Source organism: Caldimonas sp. KR1-144 (assembly GCF_049446155.1).
Lineage (GTDB): Bacteria > Pseudomonadota > Gammaproteobacteria > Burkholderiales > Burkholderiaceae_C > Rivibacter.
This window is the reverse complement of the sequence record NZ_JBMSEE010000003.1, coordinates 463,248-482,377: the sequence shown is the minus strand read 5'-3', so window position 1 is coordinate 482,377 and position 19,130 is coordinate 463,248. Positions and strand designations below refer to the sequence as shown.

Here is a 19,130-nt window from a genome sequence, read left to right as displayed (position 1 = left end):
GAATGGCCATGGACTTCCCCTTCCGAACATTGATGAGAGTTCGCACTTCCCATCGTGGCACTTCGATGCCGGCTGCCGCTTCGCCGCGGCACATTCGGGACGGGGAAGTCCCTTTCATTCGTTAGGCATGCCGGGTGACAACGCCCCTCTACCCAACATTTGAGAAGCGGATCTTTGACGCGATCGAGCGCATCCTTCGCGATCAAGTCGATCCATGGGTCTTCTTGAACACAGGCCGCCCAATGCGAGTCAAGAAGCACGATGGCCACTTCATCTCATATGAAGGTGCGGGGTTCGAAGGCTCTCCTCGACGGGTGTTTTGGTCGCGATACATCGAGCCATTCCTCGAGGACCTAGTAGTCCGGGAAATCACCGCTGCTTCCAAAGAGGCTCGCGAGCGGCACGTGGATGCTCGGCAACTTCTCCCTGAGGTGCAAGGCCTGTTGCTCTCTGGTTGCAGCAAGGTCTTTCAGCGCATGGCCCAAATCGACCAGCGCTTGCTTGGTAAAGGCTATCCCGCTACCGTTCCACTGCGGTCCGTCGCCGCCGAGTATCAAGGCATGCAAGAGTTCATCGCGAAGCACGTCACGGCGGAGCTTGCAATGTGGAAGCCTCGGCGTGCGTACGAAGTCTGGTATGAGCAGAACAAGTTCGTTGTGTGGGTAGTCGGTGCCGTGCTTGCCGTCGCGGGCCTATTGGTCAAGTTCCTGTGAGCATGCCCTAACCCTTCGTTGCACCCGACCTGCTACAGCGGGCTTCGCCCGCTTCCGCAGGCGGGTGAACTCAAACGTTAGGCAGCAAACCAATCCGACGGAGACTCACGTGACAGAGCATCCCATTGAAGTCTGGCATCGGCTCGTGAAAGAACAGAACCCGCGTGGCCTCGATGCGCTGCTCGATGCAGACGCAGTGTTCTTTTCACCGGTAGTACATACACCGCAGCGAGGCAAGAAGATCACTGCCATGTACTTGGCTTCGGCCTTTCAGGTCTTCTTCAACCCGACCTTTCGGTACGTGCGCGAGATCGTCGGAGACACAGACGCCATGCTTGAGTTCGAAACCGAGATCGACGGCATCTTGGTCAACGGCGTGGACATCATCAAGTGGAACGAAGCGGGACACATCGTTGAGTTCAAGGTAATGCTTCGCCCACTCAAGGCGGTCAACATCATTCACCAGCGCATGGCTGCCATGCTCCAAGCCAACCAGTGAGCGCAAGCCGCGAGATCGCCGCCTAACCCTTCGCTCGAGTGGACCCACACCGGCATGGCACTTGGCCCGCGGGGCGATGTGGTCCATCATCCGCCCCGCGACCCAAGCACCGCACTGGCATTCGCGGGTCGGCTCCAACGCCGGAGCCGCACGACCCATCCTTGATCCATCGAGTTGCAGCAGTCCCATGAATGGTCATTGCCTGTGTGGAGCCGTCAGCTTCACGTCGCCCGACGCAAGAGACATTGGCGCCTGTCATTGCGGCTATTGCCGGCGTTGGGGCGGCGGGCCCATGTTGGCGGTTCACTGCGGTCCCGGCGTCGAGTTCACCGGGGCGCAGAACATTGCCGTCTACGCATCGTCGCCTTGGGCCGAGCGCGCCTTCTGCAAATCCTGCGGCACCCACCTCTACTACAAGCTGCTCGCCACGGGCGAGTACTTTGTTCCCGCCGGCGCCTTCGACTCCAACGATTTCGAGCTTGCCAGCCAGATCTACGTCGACAAGAAGCCGGGCTATTACTCCTTCGCCAATCAGACACCCATGCTCACCGAGCAGCAGGTCGTCGAGCAGTTCGCCGCCCAGGGCGGCGAGGGCGGGGCCTAGCTGGCGGCCTGCGCCGCCGTGGCCCCCCGCATGCCAGCACACAGTTTCAGGAGACCTCATGTTCGACCACGTCAAGTTCGGCGTCACTGACTTCGCCGCGAGCAGGGCCTTCTATCTCAAGGCGCTCGAGCCGCTCGGCGTCAAGGTGGTCGCAGAGGGCCCGCCGGCGTACGGCGTCGAGCTCTGCCGCCCTGACAACAACACGTCCTTGTGCCTGTGCCAGACCGATGAGAAGCCGGCGCATCTTCACCTGGCGTTCGCAGCAGAGAACCGTCAGCAGGTCGATGCCTTCTATCGCGCGGCGCTCGCGGCGGGCGCCAAAGACAACGGTGCACCGGGTCTGCGCCCGCACTATCACGCGAACTACTACGCGGCCTTCGTCATCGACCCGGACGGGCACAACATCGAAGTGGTCTGCCACGCGCCCGAGGCCTGATCCTTTCGTCGAACAGACGTTGACCAACCTGGGCTGACCCGCATGTCCACCCGCATAGCCAGCTGCAGCTGCGGACAACTCACCGCGTCGGTCGACGGCGATCCGATTCGCGTTTCCGTGTGCCATTGCCTGGCCTGCCAGCGTCGCACCGGCAGCGTCTTCGGCGCCCAGGCGCGCTTTGCGCGCGCCAACGTGCGGTTCTCGGGTCAGGGGCGGGAGTTCACGCGCGTCGGCGACGAGGGTGGTCGATGCACGTTCAACTTCTGTCCCACGTGCGGCGCCACCGTGTACTACACGATGGCCGGGTTCGAAGAGTTTGTCGCCATCCCCGTCGGGGCGTTCGCGGACCCGTCATTTCCGGGCCCCAGCTTCTCGGTGTACGAGGAGCGCATGCATTCATGGGTGGTCATGCCCGATGGCATCGAGCACATGCGGTAGCGGTATGCGGCCGCAATGACGCCGTGGATTGCGGCGACGGGCCAACCTGCTTTCACGGAAGACGCAATGGCAAACCTGATGACGGCAAAAGAACGGGAACAGCTTCTCCAGGTGTTGAAGGCTCGCTTCGAGAAGAACATGCATCGGCACCAGGGTGTCGCCTGGGCCGACGTGCGAGCGAGGCTCGACGCCTACCCCCAAGCGCTGAAGTCGCTGCAGGCCATGGAGGCCAGCGGTGGTGAGCCGGATGTCATCGCCCATGACCAGGACACGGGCCGCTGCACCTTCTGCGATTGCTCCGCAGAGAGCCCCAGCGGCCGCCGAAGCCTTTGCTACGACGTGGAGGCCCTCGAGTCCCGCAAGGAGCACAAGCCGCAGGGCAGCGCCGTCGAGATGGCGGCCGAGATGGGCATCGAGCTTTTGACGGAAGCGCAGTACCGCGCGCTGCAAACGCTTGGCGAGTTCGACGTCAAGACGTCGAGCTGGATCCGCACGCCGCCCGAGATCCGCGCGCTCGGCGGTGCCCTGTTCTGCGACCGCCGCTATGGCCAGGTGTTCGTCTATCACAACGGCGCGCCGTCGTACTACGCGGCCAGGGGCTTTCGCGGCGCGCTGGTCGTGTGAGGCCCGGCGCAGCGCGGCAAGGCGCGCGCTACGGTTGAAACGCCGGCCGTACGTCGGTCATCGAACCGCGCTCGAACGCGAGCTCTTGCGGCACTACGATGGATTCAGGCCTTGGGCCCGACCATCCTTCCTGCCGCGAACATGCACCCGCTTCCGCTGCGAACCCCTTCGCTCCTGCTTCGCCACTTCATCCGCGCGGATGCGCCGCGCCTCATGGCGCTCAACGGCGAGGCCAGCACGCGCCGGTGGCTGCCATCACACGTTTATGCAGACCTCGCCGAGGCGCAGGCCGCGCTGGACTTCCTGATCAAGTGCTATTCATCGCCGGGCGATCCGCGGCGCGGCCCCTACGTGCTGGGCGTCGAACACGCCGAAAGCGCGCAGCTGCTGGGCCACGTGGGCTTCAGTGCGCTGGACGACGATGTCGAGGTCTCGTATGCGATCGCGGAATCGGCCCGCGGCCGCGGCTACGGGGCCGAAGCGCTGCAGCACGCCTGCCGATGGGCATTTGCCGCGTTCGCGCTGCCGCGCATCGTGGCCGTCACGGCCTTGGCGAATGCATCTTCGCGTCGTACGCTCGATCGCGCCGGCTTCGGTCATGCCGCATCGCAGCTCATGCGCTTCCAGGGCATCGAGCAGACCGTCAGCCGCCATGTCTGGCTTCGCCCGCCCGAAGAACACCCGTGAAGCTCACCGTCTTGCCGCTCACGCCGCAGCGCTGGCCTGATCTCGAGGCGATCTTCAACGCCAAGGGCTGCTCCGTCGCGCGCGGTTGCTGGTGCATGTATTACCGGCACACCGGCAAGGCGGCGGCCCCGCCGGCGCGCATGACGCGCGCCGAGGCGAACAAGGCCGAGCTCAAGGCGCTGGTCGATGCAGGGCCGCCGCCGGGGCTGATCGGCTATCGCGGCAAGCAGCCCGTGGGCTGGGTGTCGCTCGGGCCGCGCGAGGCCTACGCCAAGCTCGCGCGCTCACCGGTCATGAAGCCGGTCGACGATCGGCCTGTGTGGTCGATCATCTGCTTCGTCGTGCCCTCCGAGTACCGCAACCAGGGCGTCGCGCAGGCGCTGCTGGCCGGTGCGATCGCCTATGCCCGGCAGCATGGGGCCACGCTGATCGAGGCCTACCCGGTCGACAAGCCCGCCCGCTCGAACGACGACTCGCTGTGGTTCGGCGCCAAGTCCATGTACGACCAGGCCGGCTTCACGGAGGTGGCGCGCCGCAAACCCCAGCGGCCGGTGGTGCGGCTCAAGCCTGCGTGAAGACCGCCGGGGCGGGCAAGCCGCTTGCCGCAACCCCGGACCGGTCTTCGTTCCATTACTCACGGAGGCAAGCCGCCATGACCAAGAAGACGCTCGAATTCACCGTCGACATCGACGCCCCGCGCGCCGCCGTCTGGGACGCGATGCTGGGCCCGGCGACCTATCGCGAATGGACCGAGCCGTTCTGCGAACGCTCCTACTTCGAGGGCTCCTGGGAGAAGGGCCAGAAGATCCGCTTCCTCACGCCCGATGGCGACGGCATGACCGCCGAGATCGTCGAGAACCGCCCGCGCGAGTTCGTCTCGGTCCGCCACCTGGGCGAGATCGCCGGCGGCGTCGAGGACCTGAGCAGCGAGAAGGTGCGCGCCTGGGCGCCGGCCTACGAGAACTTCCGGCTCGCTGACCTGCCCAGCGGCGGCACGCGCGTGCACGTGTCGGTCGACACCACGCCGCAGTACCTCGAGTTCATGCAGCAGACCTATCCGAAGGCGCTGCAGGCGCTCAAGACGCTGTGCGAGCGCGACCGCGCCGTGTTCACAGGATGAAGCGCGACAAGTCCTCGTCCTTGGCCAGCGCGGCGAGCTTGCCGTCGACGTAGGCGGCGTCGATCGTCACCGTCTGGCCGGCGAGCCGGGGGGCGTCGAAGCTCACCTCGTCGAGCAGGCGCTCGAGCACGGTGGACAGGCGTCGCGCGCCGATGTTCTCGGTGAGCTCGTTCACTTCATAGGCGATCTGCGCGAGCCTTCGCACGCCGTCGGGCGCGAAGGCCAGCGTCACGCCCTCGGTCTGCAGCAGCGCCTGGTACTGCTTGACCAGGCTGGCGTGCGTGCTCGACAAGATGGCCTCGAAGTCGTCGACCGACAGCGAACCCAGCTCGACGCGGATCGGAAAGCGCCCCTGCAGCTCGGGGATCAGGTCGCTGGGCTTGGCGAGGTGGAAGGCGCCCGAGGCGATGAACAGGATGTGGTCGGTCTTCACCATGCCGTACTTGGTGTTGACGGTGGTGCCTTCCACCAGCGGCAGCAGGTCGCGCTGCACGCCCTGGCGGCTGACGTCGGCGCTTCCGTGCTCGGCGCGCGAGGCCACCTTGTCGATCTCGTCGATGAAGACGATCCCGTTCTGTTCGGCGCTGGCGAGCGCCTGCAGCTTGATCTCGTCTTCGTTGACGAGCTTGGCGGCCTCTTCATCGATCAAGAGCTTCATCGCCTCGCCGATGCGCAGCTTGCGCGCCTTGCGGCGCTGCTGGCCCAGGTTGGCGAACAGGCCCTGCAGCTGCGAGGCCATCTCCTCCATGCCGGGCGGCGCCATGATCTCCATCGAGGCGCGCGGCTCGGCGACCTCGAGCTCGATTTCCTTGTCGTCGAGCGAGCCCTCGCGCAGGCGCTTGCGCATCACCTGGCGCGCGGTGTTGTCGGGGGACGGCGGCGCCGGTTCGGCATGCGCGGCGCCGCCGAAGCCGAAGTCGCTGCCGCCGACGGCGGACGCCGGGCGCGGCACCAGGGCGTCGAGGATGCGTTCCTCGGCGGCGTCCTCGGCGCGCGCGCGGTGGGCCTTCATCGCGGACTCGCGCGTCTGCTTGACGGCCATGTCGACCAGGTCGCGCACGATGGTGTCGACGTCCTTGCCGACGTAGCCGACCTCGGTGAACTTGGTCGCCTCGACCTTGATGAAGGGCGCGTCGGCCAGCTTGGCCAGGCGCCGCGCGATCTCGGTCTTGCCCACGCCGGTGGGGCCGATCATCAGGATGTTCTTCGGCGTGATCTCGCTGCGCAGCTTGTCGTCGACCTGCTGGCGGCGCCAGCGGTTGCGCAGCGCAATCGCGACCGCGCGCTTGGCCTCCTGCTGGCCGACGATGTGACGGTCGAGTTCGGAGACGATCTCCTGGGGCGTCATGGAGCTCATGTCCGCCCCCACGCTTGCGGCTTCGCCGCGGCGCTGCCCCCCGAGGGGGCGCCGCCGGCCTTGGGGCGGCCCGGCGGCCGGCGGTGTGTGCTGCTTCGCATCATTGGGCTTCTCCGAGCACTTCGATCGTGTGGCTCTGGTTGGTGTAGATGCAGATGTCGCCGGCGATCTCGAGCGAGCGCTTGACGATCTCGGCGGCGGTCATCTGGCTGTGGTCGAGCAAGGCGATCGCGGCGGCCTGCGCATAGGCGCCGCCGGAGCCGATCGCGACGATGCCCTTCTCGGGCTCGAGCACGTCGCCATTGCCGGTGATGATCAGCGAGCTGGTCCGGTCGGCCACCGCGAGCATGGCCTCGAGGCGTCGCAGCACGCGGTCGGTGCGCCAGTCCTTGGTCAGCTCGACGGCGGCGCGCACCAGGTGGCCCTGGTGCTTCTCGAGCTTGGCCTCGAAGCGCTCGAACAGCGTGAACGCGTCGGCGGTGGCGCCGGCAAAGCCGGCCAGCACCTGGTCGCGGTAGAGCTTGCGCACCTTGCGCGCGCTGGCCTTGACGACGACGTTGCCGAGCGTCACCTGGCCGTCGCCGCCGAGCGCGACCTGGTTGCCGCGCCGCACGCTGACGATCGTGGTGCCGTGGTAGACAGGGGAGGATGCATCCATCCCCCGAAGATAAGGCCGATACCAGCGAGGTCAACCCACAGGGCAGACAGGCAAATGCTGGTGTGGGTTCCGAGAGCTTGCGCGGATCCGGCTTTGCCGGTCCGCAGCAAGGGCCCCCTCGGGGGGCAGCGAGCCCCAGCGAGCGTGGGGGCTAAATGTTCCTGACCTTGACGCGGGCGTGCTCGCTGATGCCCATCGCGTTGAAGAACAGCGCCAGCAGGCGGTGCGCGTCCTCGAAGTGCACCAGGCGGTTCTCGCCGCGGCGCGCCAGCACCCAGTTCAGCAGGTCGCCGGCGGCGATGAAGTCCATGCGGATCAGGCGCTGGCAGTTCACGCTCACCAGCATCGCGTCGCCGATGCTGCTCTCGAGCTGGGTCAGCGTCTTACCGATGTCGCCGACGAGCTGGCCCGAGAGCTCGACGGCCGCGGTCTTCTCGCCGCCGACCTCGTCGAGCACCTGCGACTCGACGAAGCCGGTGGAGACGTCGGTGACCGCCGACTTCGGCGCGATCGTGACGCCGGAGGCGTCGGCCAGCTTGACGGTGCACTGCGCCGCCTCCCACGAGGGCGGCGAGACCTCGTAGGTCACGCAGTAGTCGATCGCGACCTCGTCGAACTGGTCGGGCCGGTTGATGATGCGCAGCACCTCCAGGCGCAGCAGCCAGTACACCGGGTCGGCGTCGCGCACGCCGGCGGGCGCCGTCTCGACCAGACGGGCGAGCAGGTGCTCGGCGCCGATCCAGCGCATCGAGATCGGCTGCGTGCTCCAGTGGCGCAGCAGCTCGGCGAGCTGGGCGCAGGCCTCGGGCTCCACCGTGGCAAGCGGGCCCCAGTCGAGCACCCAGGGCAGCGGCATCTGCAGCGCCTGGGCGCGCAGCCGGCTCACCGCCTCGGTGTCCAGGTGTGCCGGCGCGACCCAGCCGACATGGCCCTCGATGCGCGCCGTCGACGGCTTGGCCGCCGACGCCGCGGCCTCGGCCGCGACGAGCTGGGGAATCGAGAACCACTGCGGCGCCGACCAGCCAAAGCGCTGCGCGTAGTCGAGCGCCAGGCTCTCGAACGGCATCTGCTGGCCGGTGGCGCGGTAGAGGTCGAACAGCACCAGCCAGGTCTCGGCATGCGAGTGGCGGGCGCCGCCGGCCTGGATGAGCTCGCTGACGGCGCGTTCGCAGGCCTCGAAGTCGGCGTTGGCGAACGAGATCACCGCCTCGTCGAGCTCGGGATCGTGCGCGAGTTCGTGCACCTCGACCGCGAACGGGTCGCCCTGCGCGCCCATGCGCACGGTGGCCGGCTTGGCGGGCGCTGCGGCGACGGCGGGTGCCGGTGCGGCGACGGCCGGCGCCGCCTTGGCGCCATCGAGCTGGCCGGGCAGGGTGGGCGCGCTCCAGTCGATGACGCTCGGCGGGCCGGCCGGCTCGGGCGGCGCGGCGGTCAGCGCCGTGGGCGCCAGCGGCGCGGCCACCAGCGCGGCGGCTTTTTCGGCCGCGTCGTCGGCGGGCGCGGGCGCCGGGTCGGCCGCCGGCGCGAACGGCAGGTTCATCGGCGCCGACGCCTCGTCGAGCGCCGACGAGACGGTGGGCGCGTTGTAGAACGAGGGCGGATGCGAGGGCATCGTCGACGTCGTGCGCCGCGCGATGGTCTCGCCTTCCATCTGCTGCTCGATCTCGTCGATCTTGGCCTTGACCGCGGCGTCGGCGCGCGCGTGGTCAGCGCTGCGCGGCGGGTCGGAGTCGTCGAGATTGGAGCTGCCCGCGAGGCCGGCCAGGCCGTCGGGCGGCAGGCCCTCGCGGCGGATCTTGCGCAGCATGTCGAACTCGCGCTTGCGCACGAAGTCGTTGCGCCGCTTGCGCTCGATCATCGCCTTGAGCTCGCCCTTGGCGTAGCCGCTTTGCTGGGCGTCCTCGACCGGGCGCGTGTTGAGGTCGGCCCAGTCGGTCGCCGGGTTGGCGACGAAGCGCACGACCTTGCGCAAGAAGCTGTCGTTCTTGGCGCCAGGCTGGTCGGGATTGTTGGGGTCGCTCATCGCGCCTAACTGCTGCGGGCCGCGCGGCCGGTGTGCTCGGGCGTCAGTCGCCGAACATCTTCTGCTTCATCTCGCGGCGCTGCTGCGCCTCGAGCGAGAGCGTGGCCGTCGGGCGGGCCAGCAGTCGGCCCAGGCCGATCGGCTCGCCGGTCTCGTCGCAGTAGCCGTAGTCGCCGGAGTCGATGCGCGCGATGGACTGCGAGATCTTCTTGAGCAGCTTGCGCTCGCGGTCGCGGGTGCGCAGCTCGAGCGCGTGTTCTTCTTCGATGGTGGCCCGGTCGGCCGGGTCGGGAACGATCGAGGTGTCCTCGCGCAGGTGCTCGGTGGTCTCTCCGGCATTGGCCAGCAGGTCTTCCTTCTGCTGCATCAGACGGCTGCGGAAGAACTCGAGCTGCTTCTCGTTCATGTACTCGCTGTCGGGCATCGCGAGCAGCTCGTCCTCGGTCAGCTGGCTGCCGGCCTTGGTCTTCCAGGCATTGGCGAGCTTGGGATCCACCTTGCGGGCGGGCTTGGAATCGACGACGGGAGCGTTCATGGCGCGCGAGGGGACGACGGCAGCCGGGGCCGGCTTCGGCGCGGCTGCAGGTGAAGGAGCGGCCGCGACGGGCGCGGCCGGGGTCTTGTGGGCGGCCGCCTTGGCGGGCGCCGCAGCGGTCTTGGCGGCGGGCTTGGCAGCCGTTGCGGGAGAAGCGGTCTTGGCAGCGGGCTTTTTCGCCGGCGCCGCGGCGGCGGCCTTGACGGCAGGCTTCTTGACTACCGCTGTCGGGCTCGACGTGCGCTGGGCCGGGGTCTTGCTCACTGCTGGGTCTCCTCGCGTGGCGTTATACCCGCTTGTGGGTCCGCGGACCGATGTTTCGAGGCCCTGTTGCGGGGGCCCCGAATTTCGGCGCGGCGGATTGTAGCGACGGGTTTGCGCCCGCAACCGCGACCGCAGTGGCTCAGGCGAGACATTGCTCCAGGCCGAGCGTGAAGATGTCCTTCGGCAGGTCGATGCCGATGAACACCATCTTGCTGGTCTTCTTCTCGCCGGCGGCCCACTTGGGGCCGACGTCGCTGCCCATCAGCTGGTGCACGCCCTGGAACACGACCTTGCGGTCGAAGCCCTTGACGTTGAGCACGCCCTTGTAGCGCAGCATGCGCGGGCCGTAGAGGTTGACCATCGCCCCGAGGAAGTCTTCGAGCTTGGCTGCATTGAAGGCCCGGTCGCTGCGGAAGACGAAGCTCTTCACGTCGTCGTCGTGATGGTGGTGGTGCGGGTGGTCGCAGTGCTCGCCGTGCTCGTGGTCATGGGCGTGGTCATGAGCGTGGTGATCGTGCTCGTCTTCCTTGAGGAAGTCGGGGTCGATGTCGAGCTTGGCGTTGAGGTTGAAGCCCTTGAGATCCAGCACCTGGGCCAGCGGCACCTCGCCGAAGTGCACCTTCTCGATCGGCGCGCGCGGGTTCATGTGCTTCAGGCGGTGGATCAGCGCCTCGGTCTCTTCGGCGGGAACGAGGTCCGTCTTGCTGAGGAACATGCGGTCGGCGAAACCGACCTGGCGGCGCGCTTCCTGGCGGGTGTCGAGCTGGCCGTCGGCGTGCTTGGCGTCGACCAGGGTCAGGATCGAGTCGAGCAGATAGCTCTCGGCGATCTCGTCGTCCATGAAGAAGGTCTGGGCCACCGGGCCCGGGTCGGCCAGGCCGGTGGTCTCGATGATGACGCGCTCGAAGTCGAGTTCGCCGCGGCGCTTCTTGTCGGCCAGGTCGGCGAGCGTGGCGCGCAGGTCCTCGCGGATCGTGCAGCAGATGCAGCCGTTGCTCATCTGCACGATCTGCTCGGTCGTTTCCTCGACGAGGATGTCGTTGTCGATGTTCTCCTCGCCGAACTCGTTCTCGATCACGGCGATCTTCTGGCCGTGGGCCTCGGACAGCACGCGCTTGAGCAGCGTGGTCTTGCCGGCGCCGAGGAAGCCCGTGAGGATGGTGGCGGGGATGAGGCCTTGGGACATGGTGGGCTCGCTTCGCGGAAAAACTGGCCCTGCAGGTGAGGGCGGGCGACTGTCGATCAAGGTCCGCGGCCTGTCAAGCAAGCGGCAGGCCAGCAGCCGGTTGCCAGCGGGCTGGCAGATGGGGCGCGCATCGTAGCGGGGCGCCAATCCAGTCACGAGGCTGGGGTATTCTCGACCTCCCCCTACTGCCGGCACCCACCCCGTGTCCGACCCCGCTCCGAGTCGCCCGGCCCGACATGGCGACAAGCACCTCTCCGACGACCGGCGCACGCTGTTCGAGCGCATCGTCGAGTTCCTGTCGCCCGGGCCGGATTCCAAGGACGAGCTGATCGAGACGCTCGCCGAGGCCGAGCAGCGCGAGCTGATCGAGCCCGAGTCGCGCCACATGCTCGAGGGCGTGATCCGCATGGCCGACATGTCGGCCGGCGACGTGATGGTCGCAGCGCCGCGCATGGACCTGCTGGACATCGACGCGCCCTACGACGAGCTGCTGGCCGTCGTGATCGGCACCGGCCACTCGCGCTTTCCGGTCTACGAAGGCGAGCGTGAGAACATCATCGGCATCCTGCTCGCGAAGGACCTGCTCAAGCTGCAGCGCGCGCCCGAGCTGAACCTGCGCGCGCTGCTGCGGCCGGCGGTGTTCGTGCCCGAGAGCAAGGGCTTGAACGAGCTGCTGCGCGACTTCCGTTCCAACCGCAACCACCTCGCGATCGTGATCGACGAGTTCGGCCGCACGGCCGGGCTGCTGACGATCGAAGACGTGCTCGAAGAGATCGTCGGCGAGATCGAGGACGAGTTCGACGAGAAGGACCGCGACTCCGGCGTCTTCACGCTGGCCGACGGCAGCCAGCGCGTGGCCGGCGATGCTGGCATTGACGAGGTCAACCAGAGCTTCGGCACCACGCTGCCGGAGGAGGACTTCGACACCATCGGCGGCCTGGTCGCGCACGAACTCGGCCGCGTGCCGCGCCGCGGCGAGGCGGTCGACATCGGCGGCTTGCGGTTCGTCGTGATGCTCGCGCGCGGCGGCGCGGTGCGCTGGTTCAAGGTCACGCGCGCCGAGCCGGCCGAGCCGAGCGCCGCCGCCGAAGGCCCCGAGGCCTGATGAGCCGCGCGGACATCCGCGCGCTGCCCGCCTGGGCCGACGCGCTGGGCCTGCTGCTGGCCGGCGCGCTGCATGCGTTCGCGTTCGCGCCGCGCGAGGCCTGGTGGCTGCAGATTGCCTGCGTTGTGCTGCTGGCCTGGCGTTTCGCCGCCGCGCCGAGCGCGCGCCGCGCGGCGCTGGCCGGGTTTGCGTTCTCCCTCGGCTGGCTGACGCTGGGCGTGTGGTGGCTGTTCATCAGCATGCACCGCTACGGCGGGCTGCCAGCGCCGCTGGCGGCGCTGGCGGTGCTGGCGCTGACGGCCCTCCTGTCGATCTACCTCGCGGCAGCCGGCGCCGCCTTCGTGCGCTGGCGCAGTGGCAGGCCGCTGGCCGATGCGGCGCTGTTCGCCGCGCTGTGGCTGGCGGCCGAGCTGGCGCGCGGCGAGCTGTTCACCGGCTTCCCCTGGCTGGCCGCAGGCTACGCCCATGCCGACTCGCCGCTGGCGGCGCTGGCGCCGTGGCTGGGCGTCTACGGCATCGGCGCCGCCTCGGCGTTCGCGGCGGCATTGATCGTCGGCGGCGTGCGGCTGCGGCGAGCGCCGCCGTTCGCGCTCGCGCTGGCGGCCATCGCGCTGCCACCGCTGCTGCCGGCGGCGTTCACGCATCCGACCGGCGAGATCGGCGTCGCGCTGCTGCAAGGCAACGTGCCGCAGAACGAGAAGTTCGAGGTGCGCTTCCAGCCGGAGGCGCTGGCCTGGACGGCGCGCGCGATGCTCGACGCGCCGGCCGACCTGGTCGTCGCGCCCGAGACCGCGATTCCCTTCTTGCCCGAGCAGCTGCCCGAGGGCTTCTGGGACGGCCTGCGCAACGCCTTCGCCGGCAGCGAGCGCGCGGCGCTGATCGGCGTGCCGCTGGTGCGCCCGCTGGCCGACGGCGGCGTGGGCTACACCAACTCGGCCGCCGGCTTCTCGGCCGCGGCCCAGCGCCTGCCCGAGGGCTTCTACCGCTACGACAAGCACCACCTGGTGCCGTTCGGCGAGTTCATCCCCCTGGGCTTCCACTGGTTCGTCGCGATGATGAACATCCCGCTCGGCGACTTCGAGCGCGGCCCGCTCGACGCACCCTCGTTCGAGGTCAATGGCCAGCGCATCGGTCCCAACGTCTGCTACGAAGACCTGTTCGGCGAGGAGCTTGCGGCGCGCTTCGTCGAGCCGCGGCGCGCGCCGACCGTGCTGGCCAATCTCAGCAACATCGCCTGGTTCGGCGAGACCGAGGCGGTCGACCAGCACCTGCAGATCTCGCGCCTGCGCTCGCTCGAGCTGCAGCGCCCGATGCTGCGCGCCACCAACACCGGCGCGACGGCGGTGATCGACCACCGGGGCAAGGTCGCTCGCTGGCTCGAGCCGCACACGCGCGGCGTGCTGCTGGCCAAGGTGCAAGGCCGCGAGGGCACGACGCCGTTTGCATGGTGGGCCGGGCGCCTGGGCCTGTGGCCGTTGTGGCTCGTGGCGCTGTCGGTGACGGCCCTGATGGCCCGGCGCGCGCCGCGCTGACAGCATCGGGCGCATGAAGCTCCTGCCGGCGATCGCCCTGAGCCTGGCGGCCGCGGGCGCCTGCGCCCAGGGCGAGCCCGAGGCTTACATCTTCAGCCCCTTGGTGGAGGCGGGCGAGCGCGAGATCGACAGCAAGGCCGGCCTCGCGCGCGACCGCGACGGGCGCAGCTACTGGGGTGCCTCGGTCGGCCTGAGCTACGGGCTCACGTCGTGGTGGGCCGCCGAGCTCACCGCCAAGTGGCGCCGCGACGTCGGCGAGCGCGCCGGCTACGACGCCTGGGAATGGGAAAACCGCTTCCAGCTCACGCCGACCGGCGCCTGGCCGTTCGAGCTCGGCCTGCTGGTCGAGCTGGAGCGCCCGCGCGATGCGGCCGAGGGCTGGGAGCTGAACTATGGCCCGCTGCTGCAGATGGAGCCCACGCTGGCCGGCATGCCGCTGCGGCTGAACTTCAATGCGATCTTCCAGCGCCGCTGGCATGCCGACGAACCCGCGCCGACCACGCTGCAACTGCAGTGGCAGCTGCGCACGCGCCGCGGCGAAGAGGCGATCGACGTCGGCCTGCAGGGCTTCGATCACGTCGGCCCCTGGGACGACTGGGCGCCGCGCTCGCGGCAGTCGCACGTGCTGGGGCCGGCGCTGTTCGGCGAGTTCGAACTCGCCGGCACCGAGGTGAAGTGGGAGCTCGGCGCGCTGTTCGGCACCGGCGGTGTCGCGCCGAAAACCACGCTTCGCACCCAGGCCGAGATCGAGTTCTGACCGCGGGCCGGTCCGCAGGACGGTCGTCCCTGGCGCCGTCCCTAGAATTGCAGGCTCGAATCCACGAACCCTTGCGCCGCACCTGCGGCGCCTTGCCATGCTGAGCTTCCAGCAAATCATCCTGCGCCTGCAGCAATACTGGGACGCCCAGGGCTGCGCGCTGCTGCAACCCTACGACATGGAAGTCGGCGCCGGCACCAGCCACACGGCCACCTTCTTGCGCGCGCTCGGCCCCGAGCCCTGGAAGGCCGCCTACGTGCAGCCCAGCCGCCGGCCCAAGGACGGCCGCTACGGCGAGAACCCGAACCGCCTGCAGCACTACTACCAGTACCAGGTCGTGCTCAAGCCGGCGCCGGCCAACATCCTCGAGCTCTACCTCGGCTCGCTCGAAGCGCTGGGCTTCGACCTGAAGAAGAACGACATCCGCTTCGTCGAAGACGATTGGGAGAACCCCACGCTCGGCGCCTGGGGCCTGGGCTGGGAGGTCTGGCTCAACGGCATGGAAGTCACGCAGTTCACCTACTTCCAGCAAGTCGGCGGCATCGACTGCAAGCCCCTCACCGGCGAGATCACCTACGGGCTCGAGCGCCTGGCGATGTACCTGCAGGGCAAGGAAAGCGTCTACGACCTGGAATACGCGCCGGGCGTCAGCTACGGCGACGTGTTCCACCAGAACGAGGTCGAGCAGAGCACCTACAACTTCGAGCACAGCGACGTCGAGTTCCTGCTGCACGCCTTCGGCAAGCACGAGGCGCAGGCGCAGCACCTGATGGGCGCGCAGCTCGCGCTGCCGGCCTACGAGCAGGTGCTCAAGGCCGCGCACACCTTCAACCTGCTCGACGCGCGCGGCGCGATCAGCGTGACCGAGCGCGCGGCCTACATCGGCCGCATCCGCAACCTCGCGCGCGCGGTCGCCGCGAGCTACCTCGACAGCCGCGCGCGCCTGGGCTTCCCGATGGCGCCCAGGGCCTGGGCCGACGAAACGCTTGCCAAGCTCGCCGCCGAGAAGCAGAAGAACGAGAAGAAGGCCGCCTGATGACGACCGCGCACAAGAACCTGCTCGTCGAGTTGTTCGTCGAGGAGCTGCCGCCCAAGGCGCTGAAGAAGCTGGGTGACGCGTTTGCTGCGACCCTGGTCGCGAGCCTGCAATCGCAAGGGCTGGCCGCGGCCGGCGCCGCGGTGGCGTCGTATGCGTCGCCGCGGCGGCTCGCGGTGCACGTGGGCAACGTCGCGTCCAAGGCGGCCGACAAGGCCGTGCAGCAGAAGCTGATGCCGGTCGCGGTGGCGCTCGATGCGGCCGGCGGGCCGACGCCCGCGCTGCTGAAGAAGCTCGCCGCGCTCGGCGCCGATGCATCGGCCGTGCCGCAGCTCAAGCGCGCGATGGACGGCAAGGCCGAGGCGCTGTTCCTCGACTCGGTGGTGCCCGGCGCGACCCTGGCCGAGGGCCTGCAGAAGGCGCTCGACGAGACGCTGGCCAAGCTGCCCATCCCCAAGGTCATGAGCTACCAGCTCGACGACGGCTGGACCAGCGTCAACTTCGTGCGCCCGGCGCATGCGCTGGTCGCGCTGCACGGTGCCGAGATCGTTCCGGTTTCGGCGCTCGGCCTGCAGTCGGGCCGCGTCACGCACGGCCACCGCTTCGAGGCGGCGCAACCGACCGTCACGCTGCGCGACGCGGACAGCTACGCCGAGCAGCTCGAAACGCAAGGCGCGGTGATCGCCTCGTTCGAGGCGCGCCGCGACGACATCGCGCGCCAGCTCGCCGCTGCGGCCGCCAAGGCCGGCACCGGCCTGAAGCCGGTGGAAGACGCCGCGTTGCTCGACGAGGTGACCGCGCTGGTCGAGCGCCCCAACGTGCTCACCTGCCGCTTCGAGCCCGAGTTCCTCGCGGTGCCGCAGGAGTGCCTCATCCTGACGATGAAGGCCAACCAGAAGTACTTTCCGCTGCTCGATGCGCAGGACAAGCTCACGAACCAGTTCCTGGTGGTCAGCAACATCCGCCCGGCCGACGCCAGCGCGGTGATCGAGGGCAACGAGCGCGTCGTGCGCCCGCGCCTGGCCGATGCCAAGTTCTTCTTCGACCAGGACCGCAAGAAGGCGCTGGCCTCGCGCGTGCCGGCGCTGGCCAAGGTCGTCTATCACAACCAGCTCGGAAGCCAAGGCGAGCGCGTCGAGCGCGTGTGCACGATCGCGATGGCGATCGCGAAGGCGTTGGCGATGTCGCCGGCCGACATCGCCGCGGTCGACACCGCCGCGCGGCTCGCCAAGGCCGACCTGCTGACCGACATGGTCGGCGAGTTCCCCGAGCTGCAGGGCATCATGGGCGGCTACTACGCGCGCCACGACGGCCTCGGCGACACCGTCGCCGAAGCGATCGAGGACCACTACAAGCCGCGCTTCGCCGGCGACGCGCTGCCGCGCAACGCGGTGGGCCTGGTCGTCGCGCTGGCCGATAAGCTCGAGACCCTGGTGGGCCTGTTCGGCATCGGCCAGCTGCCCAGCGGCGACCGCGACCCGTTCGCGCTGCGCCGCCATGCGCTGGGCGCGATCCGCATGCTGGTCGAGCGCGAACTGCCGCTCGAGCTCGGCGCGCTGTTCGACGCCGCCGTGCCGGCCTTCGGCGACAAGCTCAGGCAGGACCCGCGCGCGGCGCTGGCCGAGTTCTTCCGCGACCGCCTGGCCGGCCAGCTGCGCGACGAGGGCTACTCGGCGCAGGAGGTCGACGCGGTGCTGGCGCTCGCGCCGCAGCGCCTGTCCGAGGTGCCCAAGCGCCTGGCCGCGGTGCGCGCCTTCGCGGCGCTGCCCGAGGCGGCCTCGCTCGCCGCCGCGAACAAGCGCGTCGGCAACATCCTCAAGAAGGCCGACGGCGCGGTCGAGGCCAAGGTCGATGCCGCGCTGCTGAAGGAGCCCGCCGAGCAGGCGCTCAGCGCCGCGCTGGCGTCGGCGCAGCCGCAGGCCGACAAGCTCTATGCGAACGGCGACTACGCCGCTTCGCTGCGCGAGCTCGCGGTGCTGAAGGCGCCGGTCGACGCCTTCTTCGACGACGTCATGGTCAACGCCGAGGACGCCGCGCTGCGCGCCAACCGGCTGGGCCTGCTGGCGACGCTGCACGCGGCGATGAATCGCGTCGCGGACCTTTCCCGGCTCGCGACATGAAGCTCGTCATCCTCGACCGCGACGGCACCATCAACGTCGACCGCGACGACTACGTCAAGTCGCCCGACGAGTGGCAGCCGCTGCCCGGCGCGCTCGAGGCGATCGCGCGGCTCAACCATGCCGGCTGGCACGTGGTGATCGCCACCAACCAGAGCGGTCTCGGCCGCGGCCTGTTCGACATGGCCTCGCTCAACGCCATCCACGCCAAGCTCAACCTTGCGCTGGCGCACGTGGGCGGGCGCATCGACGCGATCTTCTTCTGCCCCCACTCGGCCACCGACGCCTGCGTGTGCCGCAAGCCGCAGCCGGGCCTGTTCGAGCAGATCGGCCTGCGCTACGGCGTCGACCTGAAGACGGTGGCGACGCTCGGCGACTCGCTGCGCGACCTGCAGGCCGGCGCGGCCGCCGGCTGCGAGCCGCACCTGGTGCGCACCGGCAAGACCGTCGGGCTCGACGCCGCCGGCCTCGACGCGCTGGTGCAGCAGGTGCCCGGCACCCGCGTGCACGACGACCTCGCGGCCTTTGCCGAATTCATGATCTCGCGCGAGCGCAGCCGCCGCGCCGCCGCCAAGGCCGAGGGCGCGCCGCGGTCGGCGGACGAAGGCGTGCTCGATTCCGGCCCCGGAGACCTCTCCTCCTGATGTTCACCTTTGTCTGCGCGCTGCGTTCGGCGCTGTTCTTCGTGTGGATGGCGATCACCGTGGTGCCGATCGCCATCGTTGCGCTGGTCACCTCCATCTTCGTGCGCGGCGACCGCCTCTACTGGATCTGCATCTTCTTCCTGCGTCTGGCGATCTGGGGCGCGCGCGTGATCTGCGGCGTGAACCACCGCGTGCTGGGCATGAACAACCTGCCGCCCAAGGACAAGCTGTCGCCGGTGATCCTTCTGTCCAAGCACCAGAGCACCTGGGAGACCTTCGCGTACCCGACGCTGATGTCGCATCCGCTGTGCTACGTGTTCAAGAAGGAGCTGCTGCTGATTCCCTTCTTCGGCTGGGCGATGGGGCGGCTGGACATGATCCACATCGACCGCAGCAAGCGAGCCGAGGCCTGGAACAAGGTCGCCGAACAGGGCCGCAAGTACCTCGGCCAAGGCAACTGGGTGATCATGTTTCCCGAGGGCACGCGCACGCCGCGCGGCAGCCAGGGCCTTTACAAGGCCGGCGGCACGCGGCTCGCGGTGACGCTGGGCGTGCCGGTGGTGCCGATCGCGGTGACCTCGGCGCGCTGCTGGCCGCGCAAGAGCTTCCTGCTGCGGCCGGGCACGATCGACATCTCGATCGGCCAGCCGATCTCGTCGGAAGGCCGCGAGCCCGACGAGCTGATGCGCCAGGTCGAGACCTGGATCGAGCTCGAGATGCGCAGGCTCGACCCGGGTGCCTACGACAGCGCCCCGTCGGCCTTGCCGACCATGCTCTGACGCGCGCCCCGCGCTT

At 68.9% G+C, this 19,130-nt stretch carries 21 protein-coding genes; 16 read left to right on the top strand and 5 right to left on the bottom strand.

All coding sequences use genetic code 11. The annotated features are described in order from the left end of the window. Positions 1-242: 242 nt before the first annotated feature. The 9 genes from ACO2TI_RS10370 (at position 243) to ACO2TI_RS10330 (ending at position 5,121) form a co-directional block, all read left to right on the top strand. Positions 243-713, top strand: coding sequence for a hypothetical protein (locus ACO2TI_RS10370; protein WP_423284062.1), 471 nt, complete (start codon positions 243-245; stop codon positions 711-713). A 109-nt stretch (positions 714-822) separates the two neighbouring features. Beyond that, positions 823-1,212, top strand: a complete 390-nt coding sequence (locus tag ACO2TI_RS10365) for a nuclear transport factor 2 family protein (protein ID WP_423284061.1) — start codon at positions 823-825, stop codon at positions 1,210-1,212. Positions 1,213-1,288: 76 nt separating this feature from the next. Beyond that, a complete protein-coding gene (locus ACO2TI_RS10360; protein WP_423284060.1) occupies positions 1,289-1,816 on the top strand; it encodes a GFA family protein in 528 nt (175 codons plus the stop codon). A gap of 58 nt (positions 1,817-1,874) precedes the next feature. Beyond that, positions 1,875-2,252 carry a VOC family protein gene (locus ACO2TI_RS10355; RefSeq protein WP_423284058.1) on the top strand — a complete coding sequence of 126 codons (378 nt, stop codon included), beginning with the start codon at positions 1,875-1,877 and terminating at the stop codon, positions 2,250-2,252. 42 nt (positions 2,253-2,294) lie between these two features. Beyond that, a complete protein-coding gene (locus ACO2TI_RS10350; protein ID WP_423284056.1) occupies positions 2,295-2,690 on the top strand; it encodes a GFA family protein in 396 nt (131 codons plus the stop codon). A 66-nt stretch (positions 2,691-2,756) separates the two neighbouring features. Further along, a complete protein-coding gene (locus tag ACO2TI_RS10345; RefSeq protein WP_423284055.1) occupies positions 2,757-3,314 on the top strand; it encodes a DUF4256 domain-containing protein in 558 nt (185 codons plus the stop codon). Between the two features lie 141 nt (positions 3,315-3,455). Further along, entirely contained in the window at positions 3,456-4,001 is a 546-nt protein-coding gene (locus ACO2TI_RS10340) for a GNAT family N-acetyltransferase (RefSeq protein ID WP_423284053.1), read from the top strand. Next, the gene (locus ACO2TI_RS10335) at positions 3,998-4,576 is read left to right on the top strand and encodes a GNAT family N-acetyltransferase (protein ID WP_423284051.1); all 579 of its coding nucleotides are present in this window, start codon (positions 3,998-4,000) and stop codon (positions 4,574-4,576) included. Before ACO2TI_RS10340 ends, ACO2TI_RS10335 begins: the two co-directional genes overlap by 4 nt. Positions 4,577-4,653: 77 nt before the next feature. Next, entirely contained in the window at positions 4,654-5,121 is a 468-nt protein-coding gene (locus ACO2TI_RS10330) for an SRPBCC domain-containing protein (protein ID WP_423284049.1), read from the top strand. Here the strand turns inward: ACO2TI_RS10330 and hslU are convergent. The 5 genes from hslU to ACO2TI_RS10305 all read right to left on the bottom strand — a co-directional run bounded on the left by hslU (position 5,111) and on the right by ACO2TI_RS10305 (position 11,144). Further along, complete coding sequence (gene hslU / locus ACO2TI_RS10325) at positions 5,111-6,478, bottom strand: ATP-dependent protease ATPase subunit HslU (RefSeq protein WP_423284047.1); 1,368 nt, start codon at positions 6,476-6,478, stop codon at positions 5,111-5,113. The genes ACO2TI_RS10330 and hslU overlap by 11 nt on opposite strands. 100 nt (positions 6,479-6,578) lie before the next feature. Next, positions 6,579-7,136, bottom strand: coding sequence for an ATP-dependent protease subunit HslV (hslV, locus tag ACO2TI_RS10320; RefSeq protein WP_423284045.1), 558 nt, complete (start codon positions 7,134-7,136; stop codon positions 6,579-6,581). Positions 7,137-7,287: 151 nt separating this feature from the next. Next, the gene (locus ACO2TI_RS10315; RefSeq protein WP_423284043.1) at positions 7,288-9,159 is read right to left on the bottom strand and encodes a hypothetical protein; all 1,872 of its coding nucleotides are present in this window, start codon (positions 9,157-9,159) and stop codon (positions 7,288-7,290) included. A gap of 43 nt (positions 9,160-9,202) precedes the next feature. After that, a complete protein-coding gene (gene dksA, locus ACO2TI_RS10310) occupies positions 9,203-9,958 on the bottom strand; it encodes an RNA polymerase-binding protein DksA (protein WP_423284041.1) in 756 nt (251 codons plus the stop codon). Positions 9,959-10,097: 139 nt separating this feature from the next. Next, the gene (locus tag ACO2TI_RS10305) at positions 10,098-11,144 is read right to left on the bottom strand and encodes a CobW family GTP-binding protein (protein ID WP_423284039.1); all 1,047 of its coding nucleotides are present in this window, start codon (positions 11,142-11,144) and stop codon (positions 10,098-10,100) included. 202 nt (positions 11,145-11,346) lie between these two features. Between ACO2TI_RS10305 and ACO2TI_RS10300 the strand changes: the two genes are divergently transcribed. The 7 genes from ACO2TI_RS10300 to ACO2TI_RS10270 all read left to right on the top strand — a co-directional run bounded on the left by ACO2TI_RS10300 (position 11,347) and on the right by ACO2TI_RS10270 (position 19,114). Next, complete coding sequence (locus tag ACO2TI_RS10300; protein WP_423284038.1) at positions 11,347-12,249, top strand: HlyC/CorC family transporter; 903 nt, start codon at positions 11,347-11,349, stop codon at positions 12,247-12,249. Beyond that, positions 12,249-13,781 carry an apolipoprotein N-acyltransferase gene (gene lnt, locus ACO2TI_RS10295; protein WP_423284037.1) on the top strand — a complete coding sequence of 511 codons (1,533 nt, stop codon included), beginning with the start codon at positions 12,249-12,251 and terminating at the stop codon, positions 13,779-13,781. The genes ACO2TI_RS10300 and lnt overlap by 1 nt, the downstream gene beginning before the upstream one ends. Positions 13,782-13,794: 13 nt before the next feature. Beyond that, positions 13,795-14,538: a hypothetical protein gene (locus ACO2TI_RS10290; RefSeq protein ID WP_423284035.1), complete on the top strand. Its 744-nt coding sequence runs from the start codon at positions 13,795-13,797 to the stop codon at positions 14,536-14,538. 97 nt (positions 14,539-14,635) lie between these two features. After that, on the top strand, positions 14,636-15,574 hold the full coding sequence (gene glyQ, locus ACO2TI_RS10285) for a glycine--tRNA ligase subunit alpha (protein WP_423284034.1): 939 nt from the start codon (positions 14,636-14,638) through the stop codon (positions 15,572-15,574). Beyond that, complete coding sequence (gene glyS / locus ACO2TI_RS10280) at positions 15,574-17,694, top strand: glycine--tRNA ligase subunit beta (RefSeq protein WP_423284033.1); 2,121 nt, start codon at positions 15,574-15,576, stop codon at positions 17,692-17,694. Before glyQ ends, glyS begins: the two co-directional genes overlap by 1 nt. After that, positions 17,691-18,335 carry a D-glycero-beta-D-manno-heptose 1,7-bisphosphate 7-phosphatase gene (gene gmhB / locus ACO2TI_RS10275; protein WP_423284031.1) on the top strand — a complete coding sequence of 215 codons (645 nt, stop codon included), beginning with the start codon at positions 17,691-17,693 and terminating at the stop codon, positions 18,333-18,335. The genes glyS and gmhB overlap by 4 nt, the downstream gene beginning before the upstream one ends. Continuing rightward, a complete protein-coding gene (locus tag ACO2TI_RS10270) occupies positions 18,335-19,114 on the top strand; it encodes a lysophospholipid acyltransferase family protein (RefSeq protein WP_423284030.1) in 780 nt (259 codons plus the stop codon). Before gmhB ends, ACO2TI_RS10270 begins: the two co-directional genes overlap by 1 nt. The last annotated feature ends 16 nt before the right edge of the window (positions 19,115-19,130 follow it).

Excerpts from the sequence above, each read along its gene's own strand:
- ACO2TI_RS10370 (WP_423284062.1), top strand. The coding sequence starts at position 243 with ATGCGAGTCAAGAAGCACGATGGCCACTTCATCTCATATGAAGGTGCG.
- ACO2TI_RS10360 (WP_423284060.1), top strand. The coding sequence starts at position 1,289 with ATGTGGTCCATCATCCGCCCCGCGACCCAAGCACCGCACTGGCATTCG.
- ACO2TI_RS10355 (WP_423284058.1), top strand. The coding sequence starts at position 1,875 with ATGTTCGACCACGTCAAGTTCGGCGTCACTGACTTCGCCGCGAGCAGG.
- ACO2TI_RS10350 (WP_423284056.1), top strand. The coding sequence starts at position 2,295 with ATGTCCACCCGCATAGCCAGCTGCAGCTGCGGACAACTCACCGCGTCG.
- ACO2TI_RS10345 (WP_423284055.1), top strand. The coding sequence starts at position 2,757 with ATGGCAAACCTGATGACGGCAAAAGAACGGGAACAGCTTCTCCAGGTG.
- ACO2TI_RS10340 (WP_423284053.1), top strand. The coding sequence starts at position 3,456 with ATGCACCCGCTTCCGCTGCGAACCCCTTCGCTCCTGCTTCGCCACTTC.
- ACO2TI_RS10330 (WP_423284049.1), top strand. The coding sequence starts at position 4,654 with ATGACCAAGAAGACGCTCGAATTCACCGTCGACATCGACGCCCCGCGC.
- hslU (WP_423284047.1), bottom strand. The coding sequence starts at position 6,478 with ATGAGCTCCATGACGCCCCAGGAGATCGTCTCCGAACTCGACCGTCAC.
- hslV (WP_423284045.1), bottom strand. The coding sequence starts at position 7,136 with ATGGATGCATCCTCCCCTGTCTACCACGGCACCACGATCGTCAGCGTG.
- ACO2TI_RS10315 (WP_423284043.1), bottom strand. The coding sequence starts at position 9,159 with ATGAGCGACCCCAACAATCCCGACCAGCCTGGCGCCAAGAACGACAGC.
- ACO2TI_RS10305 (WP_423284039.1), bottom strand. The coding sequence starts at position 11,144 with ATGTCCCAAGGCCTCATCCCCGCCACCATCCTCACGGGCTTCCTCGGC.
- lnt (WP_423284037.1), top strand. The coding sequence starts at position 12,249 with ATGAGCCGCGCGGACATCCGCGCGCTGCCCGCCTGGGCCGACGCGCTG.
- ACO2TI_RS10290 (WP_423284035.1), top strand. The coding sequence starts at position 13,795 with ATGAAGCTCCTGCCGGCGATCGCCCTGAGCCTGGCGGCCGCGGGCGCC.
- glyQ (WP_423284034.1), top strand. The coding sequence starts at position 14,636 with ATGCTGAGCTTCCAGCAAATCATCCTGCGCCTGCAGCAATACTGGGAC.
- glyS (WP_423284033.1), top strand. The coding sequence starts at position 15,574 with ATGACGACCGCGCACAAGAACCTGCTCGTCGAGTTGTTCGTCGAGGAG.
- gmhB (WP_423284031.1), top strand. The coding sequence starts at position 17,691 with ATGAAGCTCGTCATCCTCGACCGCGACGGCACCATCAACGTCGACCGC.
- ACO2TI_RS10270 (WP_423284030.1), top strand. The coding sequence starts at position 18,335 with ATGTTCACCTTTGTCTGCGCGCTGCGTTCGGCGCTGTTCTTCGTGTGG.